This window comes from Neisseriaceae bacterium (assembly GCA_016864895.1).
Classification (GTDB): Bacteria; Pseudomonadota; Gammaproteobacteria; order Burkholderiales; family Neisseriaceae; genus QFNR01.
In genome coordinates, this window is record CP046107.1 from 657,128 (window position 1) to 670,021 (window position 12,894).

Here is a 12,894-nt window from a genome sequence, read left to right on the forward strand (position 1 = left end):
ATCCCAAAGCACAAATATTTTTCTAATGTCGCCTCATCTTAAAAAAGAATGATGTTATTAATATATATTTCTCTCTAGACAAACGGTTAATAAAAAATTCAACCAATAAAATAAGTTATTCGGAAAATTACTTAAACAAGACTTAAAAAAATATCTTAATATTAACCTCTAGCTCAATATTGATAGGTTTTTTTATACCTTCTCAACTTGAATAAAATCTAACTCAACAGGAGTTTCACGTCCAAAAATCTGCACAGACACCTTAAGTTTATTTCTTTCATAGTTCACCTCTTCAACAATACCATTAAAGTCTGCAAAAGGGCCTTCGGTAACACGTACATGCTCACCCACTCCAAATTCAACTTTAGGTTTAGGTTTTTCGACACCAGACTGGACTTGATTTAATATTCTATCAACTTCTCTTTTGGTAATAGGCAATGGTTTATGAGACGTACCACCAATAAAGCCAGTTATCTTCGGAGTACTTTTTACCAAATGCCAAGTCTCGTCAGACATTTCCATCTCCACTAAGATATAACCTGGAAAAAATTTTCTTTCACTTATTTTCTTTTTTCCATTTTTCATGTCCACCACTTCCTCGGTAGGAATCAAAATTTCTCCGAATTGATCCTCCATTCCTTCTCTGGCAATACGTTCATTTAATGTTCTGATGACCTTTTTCTCAAATCCAGAATAAGCATGAACTACATACCATTGTTTAGCCATATTAACTTCCTTATTTAACGTCTCAATATAATATCGTACAAAACCCACTGAATAAATGCATCTGAAATCCACATAAACAACGCTAAAATAAATACAAAAAACATCACTAACATCGTCATACGAGTAGTTGTTTTACGATCTGGCCATACCACTTTCCTCAACTCAGTCGTTGCTTCTTTAATGTAATTAATAATATCCCGACCAAAAGAGCACCCATAAATAACGATTGATAAAAATACAAACACCCCCAAAATTGGGCACAAATACGAAAGTAAAGAATTAGTATTCGACGATAAAAGGTTAGATCCATTAAAATGATAGTAGCCCCAGATACCCAAACCCAAAACAACCAGTCCTAAAAATAGCTTGAACTTATCCAAAGTAGTTATCTTCTCACTGGTTTGATTGGATGTTCGTTTTATTTTTTTATCATCTCTTTTACCAGCCAATTCAGTAGTATAGTTCCTCTTAACATCTGCTTGTATTATCTTATTCTTAGCCTGCTTATTTTGTTTCATCATTTTTCCAATTTATAGAATACTTAATTTCTAGATTATTTAATTTACGCCTATATAATTTTTTGCATAAATAATGCAAAAAACTAATCGGCAAGGCCGATTAGTCTATTTCTGGCAGGCCAGGAGGGTCTCGAACCCCCAACCCTCGGTTTTGGAGACCGATACTCTACCAATTGAGCTACTGGCCTATCTAAACCCCAAAATTAAGCGACGATTTTAGAAACGACACCGGCACCAACCGTACGACCACCTTCTCTTATTGCAAAGCGTAAACCCTCTTCCATCGCTATTGGTGCTATTAACTCAACATCCAATGTAACATTCTCTCCCGGCATCACCATTTCCGTTCCTTCCGGTAAATTAACCGCACCCGTTACATCTGTCGTTCTAAAATAAAACTGTGGACGATAATTATTAAAGAATGGTGTATGTCTACCACCCTCTTCTTTACTCAACACATAAACTTCCGCTGAAAACTTAGTGTGAGGTTTGGTTGAACCTGGTTTTGCCAACACCTGACCACGCTCTACATCTTCACGCTTAGTACCTCTTAATAATACGCCAACATTATCTCCAGCTTGTCCTTGATCTAACAACTTACGGAACATCTCAACACCAGTGACCGTCGTCTTTTCCGTTGCCTTCAATCCAACAATCTCAACCTCATCTCCAACGTTCACAATACCACGTTCAACACGTCCAGTCACTACCGTACCACGGCCTGAAATAGAGAAAATATCTTCGATTGGCAATAAAAATGGTTTATCCACTGCTCGTTCCGGTGTAGGAATATAACTATCCAATGCAGCTGCTAATTCCAGTATTGAAGGCTCCCCAATTGCTGACTGATCTCCCTCTAATGCTTTCAATGCAGAGCCCTTAACAATAGGCGTGTCATCCCCCGGAAAGTCATAACTAGATAATAAATCCCTTACTTCCATCTCTACTAATTCTAGTAACTCTTCATCATCTACTTGATCACATTTATTTAAATACACCAAAATGTATGGTACACCTACTTGACGACCCAGTAATATATGCTCACGTGTTTGTGGCATAGGACCATCTGCCGCCGATACTACCAATATCGCACCATCCATCTGTGCAGCACCTGTAATCATATTCTTGACATAATCCGCATGACCCGGACAGTCTACGTGTGCATAGTGACGAGCCTCTGTTTCATACTCAACATGTGATGTATTAATCGTGATACCTCGTGCTTTTTCTTCCGGTGCATTATCAATTTGATCGTAAGCTCTGGCAGTTCCTCCATATTTCTTTGATAATATCGTCGTTAAAGCTGCTGTCAATGTCGTCTTACCATGGTCAACGTGACCAATGGTGCCAACGTTTACATGCGGTTTACTTCTCTCAAATTTTTCTTTAGCCATGGCAATAATCCTTTGATATTAATCCTAATAATAAATCTATAATAAAAAATCCAGTTTTAAAAAATGACAATTAGCAACCAAAATCACATTAGTTTAGTTATCTTAAATTTACTCAAAAATTGTTGTATGGTGCCCATGGGCAGATTTGAACTGCCGACCTCTCCCTTACCAAGGGAGTGCTCTACCCCTGAGCCACATGGGCAAATTGGAGCGGGTGAAGGGAATCGAACCCTCACATTAAGCTTGGAAGGCTTCTGCTCTACCATTGAGCTACACCCGCTTATTATCTACCCAAGCAATCACTATGGTGGAGGGAGAAGGATTCGAACCTTCGAAGCTTACGCAACAGATTTACAGTCTGCCCCCTTTGGCCGCTCGGGAATCCCTCCAATTCAGAGCGGATGATTGTACAAAACTTCGGCCGTCTAAGTCAAGATTTTTTTTAATCCGATTATTAAACAATATGTCAAATAATACAACAAAATAATAAAAAATTTTCAAACAACTTTTTCAATCTTTATTATCTTGTAATATTTATCCAATAACTCCTGATCTGATTCAGGATTTTTAGGATCAATTAGAATACAATCAACTGGACAAACTTGCTGACACTGAGGTTCATTATAATGGCCTACACACTGTGTACAAAGAGAAGAATCTATTTGATAAATCTCCTCTCCTTGAGATATCGCTTCATTAGGACACTCAGGTTCACATACATCACAATTAATACATTCATCTGTTATATATAATGACATTATTCTTTACCGCATCAAATTGCCAACCAATTAATAAAATTACTTGATTTTAAAATAAATTCACCTATTAAATCGTATTTACTCATTTAGCTAGGATAAAAACTATTCTTAAGATAAAATAACCATATCCGCCCGTTATTAAATTTCCCATTAAAATATCACAACTATCATTATACTCAATCAAACGTAAAAAGACCACCCAAACTCATAAGGATCTAACATGATAAAAATTAAGAGGAAAATACTTAAAACTTATCGACACTCTTTCTACTATGAGTAATAATATTTTAAAAGTTCACTGATTTATGATATTTTTAACGACTTTTTAATAAACTTAAGCCTAAAATCATATGAGAAAAATTTATGCTATGATTAAACTCTCAATAATAATTTTTTTGATAGGTTATCTAGTAGTTTTTATTTGTGTGGTAAGCATAAAGCATAAATCACACTTAAATGCAGCTGATGCCATTATTGTACTGGGTGCTGCCGCATGGGGAGAACGCCCCTCACCTGTCTTTAGAAATAGAATTGAATATGCTATCGAGTTATACCAAAATGGTTTAGCCAATAACATTATTTTTACGGGGGGCACTCCAAATAAAAATTACACATCAGAAGGAGAGGTTGCAACCAAATGGGCCATTGATAAAAATATTCCTAAAATACATATATTTACTGATAAAACTAGTCGCAACACCTATGAAAACTTGTTACACGCTAAGAGAATTGCTGACAAAAATAATTTCAAGACTTTTATTATTGTTAGTGATCCCTACCATTTAACAAGAGCAAAAATTATCAGCTTACTTTTGGGCATGCATGTCCAAGTAGCTGCGACTCCTTACTCCAATTTTGATAGTTCAGATTGGAGAGCTAGATTGAAAACTTACCTCAAAGAGACCAATTCAATCTATGTTTCTGTTGTTTACCACTACACACATCCCTATGTTTCGAAAGATCAACTAAAGAAATGGTTTTAAAATCTCCTCGAGAACCAAATAACTCCAATCAACATCAAAAATAAAATAGAAAAAGCATAAAATATCTCGTTTGCGCCAATAATAAAAGACTGTTGGGTAATCATCTGATTAACTAAATAATTCCCTATGTCTGGAGAAGAAATACCTAATGACTTTAATTGGGTATCCCAATCAATTGCATTTTGATTCAATGCATTATAATATTCCGTCAATCTAGCATGATGAAAAGCTTGACGTCTATCCCATAAACTAATGGTAATAGATGTCCCCACAGCACCTGAAAGTGTCCGCAAAAAGTTAGATAAACTAGACGCTTGAGCAATCTGTTCTGCCTCTACTTGAGAAAAAATAATAGTTGTCAATGGCGTAAAAAATAATGCTATTGCAATACCCTGAAAAAACTGAGGCCAAAAAACATCCCAAAAAGTCATATTTATATTGAATGTAACACTACGCCAATAAAAACAAATAGCAAATACCACAAAGCTAATAATAACCAGAACCCTCATATCTAGTCTTTTACCTACCATACCTATAATCGGAACTAATAAAACAGGGAACAAGCCTATAGGTGCGGTTACCAAACCCGAAGTAATAGCAGTATACCCATACTGAATTTGTAATAACTGAGGAATTAAAACGATTGCGCCTAGATAAACCATAAAAGCCAAGCATAATACTATCACCCCAATAGTAAAATTGTTTTTTCTAAAGAGTGATAGATTAATAACAGGATTACTATCCCCTTTCTCCCAAATAATAAAATACCCAAAAGTAATTAAACTCAACAAAAACAACACAACTATTTCTCTAGATTCAAACCAACCTAACTCTTGTCCTCTATCTAACATTAGCTGAAAACTAGTTACTCCAATGACCATCAAAATAATTCCGACTGTATCAATTGGAACTCTATATCTAGGAGTCTCTCGATGTTTTAGATATCCCCAACAAAAAAATAACCCTAATAAACCAATTGGAAGATTAATAAAAAATAACCAACCCCAATAATAGTTATCACTAATGTAACCACCTATAATAGGACCAAATATTGGCGCAACAATTATTACCATGGACCATAATCCCATTGCTATAGCATGCTTCTCTCTAGGGTATACTGCCAATAATAAACTTTGAGATAAAGGAATCATTGGACCTGCCACTAATCCTTGTAACACTCTGAATAAAATAAGCATCCCCAAACTAGTAGATAGCCCACAAAATAAAGAAGCCACCAAAAAGAAAGAGGTAGATATTAAGAAAAGTTTAACCTCACCATATCTTTTAGCCAGAAAACCTGTTAATGGAATAGAAATGGCATTAGCAACGGCAAAAGAAGTTATCACCCAAGTTCCTTGCGAAACAGCTACACCTAAGTTACCAGCAATTGTAGGCAACGCAACATTGGCAATGGTAGAATCCAAAACTTGCATAAAAACTGCTAAGGACAAGCCGATGGTTACCAACACTAATGGTTTTCCTTTTAACGGTCGGTTCATTTTTCACCCCTAATTGGATCCAACAAGAATTTCTTGAATAATACTCTCAATAGGTTGGTAATCTATCGGGATAATTTCTTCGTCTGTATTACCATGGTATGAAATATTAGAACCCATATTATTCTGGTTGTTTTGAGAATCTGTCAATACTCTAACTTTCATACTTAACCCAATTTTTAAAGGGTGCTTTTCCAAATCTTCTTGCTTTAAAGCAATTCTCACAGGTACTCTTTGTACAACTTTAATCCAATTACCACTAGCGTTCTGAGCTGGCAATAAAGAAAATGCACTACCTGTACCTGCAGAGATTCCTACCACATTTCCACGAAATTTCACATCAGAACCATACAAATCAGACTCCAGTTCAACTGATTGTCCCTCTTTTATTCTTTTAAGTTGGTTTTCCTTAAAATTAGCATCCACCCAAAAATTAGTATTTGAAACTACCAGAAGTAAATTTTGTCCTACTGCTACCTTTTGCCCTATTTGTATATTCCTTTTTGCAATTTGACCCGCAATAGGAGCTCTAACTTCTGTACGTTGCAAATTCAACCATGCTTGTTTTAAATCTGCAATTGCGACTCTAATATTAGGCTGTTCTGCAATACTAATACCATCATTAATATTATTTAATGCTGTTTCATGAGCTTGTTGAGCTATATGCAGATCTTCTTGAGCTTGTTCTAATTGTAATTTTAAGTGAGATAATTCTTCTTGTGAAATAGCCCCTGACTTCAACAAAGTCAAACGTCTATAATAATCTGTCTTGACCTTCGCCAAAGCTGTTCGTTTTAAATCTACATTCAGTTTTGCTTGTTGTACTGAATTATTCAGATTTTTAAATACTCTTACTTCATTCTTAAGGTGATTTAAGGCCTTATCGTATGCTAGTTGATAATCTTCTTTATCTAATAAAGCCAATAAATCACCTTGCTGCACAATGTCAGTATCCTCGACCAATACTTTATTGACAGTGCTCGAAATCTGTGTATTTACATAGACAATATGCCCATTAACATAAGAATTATCGGTTTTAACTTCATGAGACCAAAACATTAAATACTTAAATAGGAAAAATAAACCAACCAATACTAAAATAATGTTAAATATTATTAGATTACGCATTCGTTTATTTAACCGTGTTTCCGTTTTCCCAGTCAAGGTTGGTGAAGCTTGTTTTTCAAAAACAACGGAAACCTTTTTTTCTATCTCTTCATTATTTTCTTTATTCATAATAACCTTTCAAGGGCATAAACCAAACCGCACCGAAAATGATGTCAGCATGTTTTCACCCACTATATCCATCAACTACTATAATAATAAAAAGTTATGATCTTTGATTAAAGAGGAAAGCAAATTTAAAATTGATATTTTGAAAAAGCTCAAAACTGTATGTTAGACTAACACAAAAAAATATTTTTTTGCAATATCTGCAATATCATTTAAATATATTTAATAGTTTTTTCAATAAATTTGGGACATAAATATTTTAACCTTATGAAATACAAAGCAAAGAAGAGATTTGGTCAAAACTTTCTTCAAGATACTTTTTTAATACAACATATTTTACAGTCAATTAGTCCAACTAGTTTTGAAACTTTAGTTGAAATCGGTCCGGGATTAGGTGCTCTAACTGCACCATTAAGCCAAACTGTGAAAACAATCCATGTGATAGAGATTGATAATGATATAGTTAACTTTCTATCAAAACAAACTTACTCTAATCAGCTAGTGATACACCATCAAGATGTTCTCAACTATAACTTCAACGAGCTACCCTCCCCTCAAAAAATAATAGGTAATTTACCCTATAATATTTCAACACCTCTTTTGTTTAAACTGACAAATTATATTAATCTCATTGAGAGCATGTTTTTTATGTTACAAAAAGAAGTGGCAGAGCGTCTAATTGCACAACCTGGCTCATCACAGTTTGGAAGGCTAAGTGTTTTACTACAATACTATTTTAATATTGAAATCATTCTAGAAATTCCCCCCACTGCTTTCAAACCAGTGCCTAAAGTTGATTCGGCTTTCATCCGCATGTTACCTAATCAAGGAGCTCACGGTAAAGTGAATAATTGGGAACATTTCTCTAAGCTGGTTAAACAATCTTTTAGCATGAAGAGAAAAACCATATTCAATAATTTAAAATCTATCCTAGAACAAAATACTCTTCTCAAATTAAACATAAATCCAACCCTTCGCCCTGAGGAGTTGTCTATTGAACAATATGTTCTATTAAGTAATTACTTGGAAAGCAAACTATAACTTTTTTAAAAAATTAAAGTCCGTATTCTGTATGTATATTTTTTATAACAAAGACATTATTTAAAATGTTAAGGCTCGTCAATAATTAAGTGATATTATGTATACCAAATATAGCTTGTTTATTTAAATCTTAAAAATGCCCATGACATACACTATAACATTTTCAACACAACAGTTAATCGATTCCTTTTTAGAGAATCTTTGGCTTCAGGAACAGTTATCAAAAAACACTTTACTTTCTTACCAAAGAGACTTAAATAAGATTTTTGTACGTCTAGAATCACAGAATAGCAATTTCTTATCAGCAGACCAATATACATTGGCTCAAACATTGTTTGATAACCAGGAAAAAAAGACATCTCAGGCACGAGCATTATCAACAATAAAAAAATTCTATGGCTATTTAGTTCAAGAAAATTATATTGATAAAAATCCTTCACTACATCTCAAATCTCCTAAAAAGGCAAAAAACTTACCTCCTGTGATTACAGAAAAACTGGTAGATGAGCTTTTACAACTTCCTGAGATATCTAATCCACATGGCTTAAGAGATAAAGCTCTTTTAGAGTTGATGTATGCAACGGGTATGCGCGTTTCAGAAGTAATAAGAATTCGGTTAAGTGAAATCGATATAAATCGAGGTATGGTGACGACCATAGGTAAGGGCAATAAACAGAGAATTGTTCCTTTTGGAGAAGTCGCCACTGAATGGATAGAAAAATATCTACATAAAAGCCGTCCAAAATTACTAAAAGCTAATACTAATTGTGATTTTCTATTTGTCAGTCAAAAAAATGGGGGAATGACTAGACAACTAGCCTGGATGATTGTGAAAAAATATGCCAAACTCGTAGGATTTGAAAATATTAGTCCCCATGCATTACGACACGCATTTGCAACTCATCTACTCAATAATGGAGCAGACCTAAGGGTAGTGCAAATGCTGCTGGGACATTCTGACATTAATACAACGCAGATTTATACACATGTCACCAATGAACGACTAAAAAACATAATGAAGAAACATCATCCTAGAAATAAAAACACAACTTAATTATTAGTTTATCCAAACAATGTTCCACAATTAATAATTAGCTTAAAGAACTTTTATTAACAAATAAAACAGTTTAGGGTTGATATTTTTTACCTTTTCCAAGTTGAGCATACATAGTTTGTGGCTTAGCCATCAACAAATAACTTAAAAAAAATTAATCAACTAAAGGAACATAAAATAGGGCTACCTAAAAATAAACAAATAAATAAAAGAGCCAATCACACCACCAGAAATAGCTAATACCTTTAATCTTGAAATTAATATATCTTTCATTGCAACAGCCATCAACCTTTGTGTCCATACTTTAAAATATCTATTAATACATTTAGTTATTCTAAATACAATTTAGTAAAACCATCTGAATTATACCACCAGATCCTAATCAAAATTTAGGCAAATAGCTTGATAATCAAATACACAAATCTTATAAATATCACGTGTATGTATGAGATTGATTGGGTAAATCTTTTTTCATAATAGTTACTAGCAAAAATCATTTATCTAAGATTTTTGTATCAAAATAGGAGATAAAGGTCTGTCCTGTTGTATCACCAGTATGCCTTTTTTAACTAATGTCAATAAGGCAATAAACGTTACTATCATCATTTGTCTATTGGGCAACTTTAGGAAAATAATTTTAAAATCAACCTGTTCAATTCTATCAAAATAAGACATAATAAAATCAGACTGCTCTTGAACCGTCACTTTTTTACTTCTCTGAATCTGATGATGTTGAAAATTTCTACGCCTATTTAAAATTCTCAGCCATGCCATGTGTAATGTTTCCATATGAACATCGGGCAAACGATGGAATACTTTTTTTTCAACTGGGGAATGTACCCAAATAAAATCTCGACCAGCATGAAGTAAATTATCTAATTTTACTGAAGCAGACTTTATTATTTCATATTCAATTAATTTTCTAGCCAACTCATTTCTTGGGTCTTCCTCTTCTTCAATCTCATCTTGAAAAACAGATTTAGGTAACATCATTCGAGATTTTATATCTAACAGCATACTTGCCATTAACAAATACTCAGAAGCTAGTTCAAAATCCATGTATTTTAATCCGTCTATGTATTGCAAATATTGCTTAGTAATCAGAGTAATCGGGATATTTAAAATATCTAAATTTTGCTTTTTAATTAGGTACAACAATAAATCTAAAGGTCCTTCAAATTCAGCTAGAATAACATACAGTGCATTAGAAGGAATAAATAAATCCTTAGGCGTCTCTAGGACAGGTCTTCCATACAGAATAGCGACTGGCCTGTCATGACTCATTTCACAACCCATTCCAATGCACTTTGAGCCAGTTGCATGGCAAAACTTGCAGTTACAATCATACTCGAACCATAACCAGCACATGATAGCCCTGACTGGATAGAAATATTACTTTTACAAGTTTGTACTGGTTTAGAAGAAGGTTCTTCTGAAAAAACACAATTTATTTGCATATTCCCCTTCTTTGGGAAGTTAAAATTTTTCCTTAATTGATATCTCATATGAGACAAAAGTCTGTCATGCGTCACCTCACTTAAATCTGAAGTTTTAACTAACCTAGCTGATTGTTTACCTCCTGCCCCTCCTGAAACAACAAAAGGCTGTCCATTTTTAATAAAATGACTAGCCAATAGAGTTTTTATCCGAACTTCATCTATTGTTTCCACCACAAAACTAAAAGGAGAAGAAAATAAATCAAGATAATTTCTTTCATCTACAAAATCTTCTACAGCAATAATTCTAATTTCAGGATTAATTTCTAATGCCCTCTCCCTCAAAACTTCTACCTTTGATTTTCCAAAGTTAGAATTTATAGCCGGTAATTGTCGATTAACATTTGATTCCGAAACATTATCCAAATCTATCATTGTCATCTGACCTATACCACTTCTCACCAAAGCCTCAACAACCCATGAACCAACACCACCTAAACCTATAACACACACATGTGATTGATTAATCTTATAAAATTTTTCTTCCCCATAAAGGCGACTATTACCAAGAAATCTTCTATTTATCTGCATACGTACCGAAAACAAAAATATTAAAACATAGTTAAAACTTGAGAAATCCACCGCGTTCTACATTATACTTGAATATACAAGGCTGATCTTAAAAAAATCTTTATTCAATTTTATAATTTTCAAAAGCTTAAAATAATTTAAGCATGTTGTAGTTGTAACTGACGATAGTATAACTCCTTTCTTAGTACTTAAATACACTATGAACTAGCCACAATATCTAAAACAAATTATCACTATCAACTCTGCTACATTTATGGCTTTCTCACCCAAATTTTGGCAACATTAAGGCTACGAAACAAAAAGCAATACTTAGAAAACAAGATGTAAAATATAGCTCAATAATGAGGAAGTAAGAAGATTAACAAAGCAATGATCATTTTCAACAAAAATACCAAAAATATTGTAATAATTGATACAAAAAAACAGAAAATACTAATGAGGACTAATCATTTTAAAACTCATGGTAGAACTAGACTAATGCTGAAACAAAGTTATACACCAATCTATGTTATTATTGATTCTGCCTTTTAACTCAATTGGAAAAAATATCAATCATGTGTCAAGAAGTATAGCTGATAAAATAAAGTAGCCACTGATGCAGCAAAGAAATAATATTTTTAATTTACCTCAGTTCAGGTTCAGTTGGTTAATGCATCATCTATATCAGTAATTATTTTTTGTATGAATTTTATTTTATTTATCTTATGACAACTCAATGCCACGGCTATCAAAGAATAACAAAATTCAAAAGTAAAAGATCTTGCGCTGATACCCCCGGTATCGATAATATCACTACCTAAAGCATAGGTACCATCTACTCTTGACATAACCACTTGGCTAACATTAATAACAGGCTTATCATTTTCCAAAAACAAACGTATTATTTCTTTAATATCATTATTAATTTTGAAATTACCATGGCCAAATGATTGAAATATTAATGCATTCCAATTTTGAGATGAGTCAACAATACTGGGGATACACGATATAAGAGTCGGGGTAAGAAATAAATTTAAAATCTTGATTTCATCACAAAATTGGAAATTTTCATAATCAATTTTTGGAAATTTACTTAATAATAAGTGATTAAATTCATTTTCAAACAACCAGGCATCCTGATCATATTTAGCGACAGGACATAAATTTGGGCTTATAAAAGCATTTTTACTCACAGCACTTATTTTTAAACAATCAAATGCGTGTAACATTTTTCGATTAAAAACTACAAATACCCCTCTGTTGATTTGTTCTATTGCTTGTATTGATAAGATAATATTTTCCTGCCCATCAGAATCCTCTTCAAAAAGAGGTAAAATTGCTCCTGTAATAACTATGGGGATTTTTTGTTGAGAATATAATAAACCTAATACTCCAGAAGTATAAGCTAAAGTGTCTGTACCATGCAAGATAATAACCCCCTGATAACCCCCTAGATCCTGATTAATAAGCTTGATCCATTGGTTCCAATTTTGTATTGATAATGCACTTGAATCAATTAGTGGTTGGGCAACAATCAACTCAATTCTATCTTTTAACTGATTTTGGTCTAAAAAACATTCAATACTATTAGGATCTGGGGAAAGTCCATTCCTACTTCTTTTCATACCAATTGTCCCACCAGTATATATCATCTTAATTTTATTTGTCTTTTGTATATGCATTTT

Annotated in this window: 12 protein-coding genes and 4 tRNA genes; 3 read left to right on the forward strand and 13 right to left on the reverse strand. The window is 33.3% G+C overall.

From position 1 onward, the window contains the following. Positions 1 to 192: 192 nt before the first annotated feature. The 8 genes from nusG to GKC53_02840 all read right to left on the reverse strand — a co-directional run bounded on the left by nusG (position 193) and on the right by GKC53_02840 (position 3,396). On the reverse strand, positions 193 to 726 hold the full coding sequence (gene nusG / locus GKC53_02805; protein ID QRN41078.1) for a transcription termination/antitermination protein NusG: 534 nt from the start codon (positions 724 to 726) through the stop codon (positions 193 to 195). 14 nt (positions 727 to 740) lie between these two features. Continuing rightward, a complete protein-coding gene (secE, locus tag GKC53_02810; protein QRN41079.1) occupies positions 741 to 1,247 on the reverse strand; it encodes a preprotein translocase subunit SecE in 507 nt (168 codons plus the stop codon). A gap of 109 nt (positions 1,248 to 1,356) precedes the next feature. Next, positions 1,357 to 1,432, reverse strand: a tRNA-Trp gene (locus tag GKC53_02815). Positions 1,433 to 1,447: 15 nt separating this feature from the next. Next, a complete protein-coding gene (gene tuf, locus GKC53_02820) occupies positions 1,448 to 2,638 on the reverse strand; it encodes an elongation factor Tu (GenBank protein ID QRN41080.1) in 1,191 nt (396 codons plus the stop codon). Positions 2,639 to 2,765: 127 nt separating this feature from the next. Beyond that, positions 2,766 to 2,840, reverse strand: a tRNA-Thr gene (locus tag GKC53_02825). A gap of 4 nt (positions 2,841 to 2,844) precedes the next feature. Further along, positions 2,845 to 2,918, reverse strand: a tRNA-Gly gene (locus GKC53_02830). A 25-nt stretch (positions 2,919 to 2,943) separates the two neighbouring features. Next, positions 2,944 to 3,027: transfer RNA gene (locus tag GKC53_02835), tRNA-Tyr, on the reverse strand. Positions 3,028 to 3,135: 108 nt separating this feature from the next. After that, the gene (locus GKC53_02840) at positions 3,136 to 3,396 is read right to left on the reverse strand and encodes a YfhL family 4Fe-4S dicluster ferredoxin (GenBank protein QRN41081.1); all 261 of its coding nucleotides are present in this window, start codon (positions 3,394 to 3,396) and stop codon (positions 3,136 to 3,138) included. Between the two features lie 350 nt (positions 3,397 to 3,746). On the opposite strand from GKC53_02840, the gene GKC53_02845 reads away from it, so the two are divergent. After that, on the forward strand, positions 3,747 to 4,379 hold the full coding sequence (locus GKC53_02845; protein QRN41082.1) for a YdcF family protein: 633 nt from the start codon (positions 3,747 to 3,749) through the stop codon (positions 4,377 to 4,379). On the opposite strand, the gene GKC53_02850 is transcribed toward GKC53_02845, so the two are convergent. Next, positions 4,376 to 5,878: a DHA2 family efflux MFS transporter permease subunit gene (locus GKC53_02850; protein QRN41083.1), complete on the reverse strand. Its 1,503-nt coding sequence runs from the start codon at positions 5,876 to 5,878 to the stop codon at positions 4,376 to 4,378. The genes GKC53_02845 and GKC53_02850 overlap by 4 nt on opposite strands. A gap of 9 nt (positions 5,879 to 5,887) precedes the next feature. Next, complete coding sequence (locus GKC53_02855) at positions 5,888 to 7,111, reverse strand: HlyD family efflux transporter periplasmic adaptor subunit (protein QRN41084.1); 1,224 nt, start codon at positions 7,109 to 7,111, stop codon at positions 5,888 to 5,890. Positions 7,112 to 7,375: 264 nt separating this feature from the next. On the opposite strand from GKC53_02855, the gene rsmA reads away from it, so the two are divergent. Both rsmA and xerD read left to right on the forward strand, forming a co-directional pair. Continuing rightward, on the forward strand, positions 7,376 to 8,149 hold the full coding sequence (gene rsmA / locus GKC53_02860; protein QRN41085.1) for a 16S rRNA (adenine(1518)-N(6)/adenine(1519)-N(6))-dimethyltransferase RsmA: 774 nt from the start codon (positions 7,376 to 7,378) through the stop codon (positions 8,147 to 8,149). 142 nt (positions 8,150 to 8,291) lie between these two features. Next, on the forward strand, positions 8,292 to 9,203 hold the full coding sequence (gene xerD, locus GKC53_02865) for a site-specific tyrosine recombinase XerD (protein QRN41086.1): 912 nt from the start codon (positions 8,292 to 8,294) through the stop codon (positions 9,201 to 9,203). Between the two features lie 501 nt (positions 9,204 to 9,704). On the opposite strand, the gene GKC53_02870 is transcribed toward xerD, so the two are convergent. From GKC53_02870 to GKC53_02880, 3 genes are all read right to left on the reverse strand, one after another. Further along, positions 9,705 to 10,571 carry a segregation/condensation protein A gene (locus GKC53_02870; GenBank protein ID QRN41087.1) on the reverse strand — a complete coding sequence of 289 codons (867 nt, stop codon included), beginning with the start codon at positions 10,569 to 10,571 and terminating at the stop codon, positions 9,705 to 9,707. Beyond that, positions 10,484 to 11,230: a tRNA threonylcarbamoyladenosine dehydratase gene (locus GKC53_02875; protein QRN41088.1), complete on the reverse strand. Its 747-nt coding sequence runs from the start codon at positions 11,228 to 11,230 to the stop codon at positions 10,484 to 10,486. Before GKC53_02875 ends, GKC53_02870 begins: the two co-directional genes overlap by 88 nt. Positions 11,231 to 11,868: 638 nt before the next feature. Then, complete coding sequence (locus GKC53_02880) at positions 11,869 to 12,891, reverse strand: hypothetical protein (protein ID QRN41089.1); 1,023 nt, start codon at positions 12,889 to 12,891, stop codon at positions 11,869 to 11,871. Positions 12,892 to 12,894: the final 3 nt, after the last annotated feature.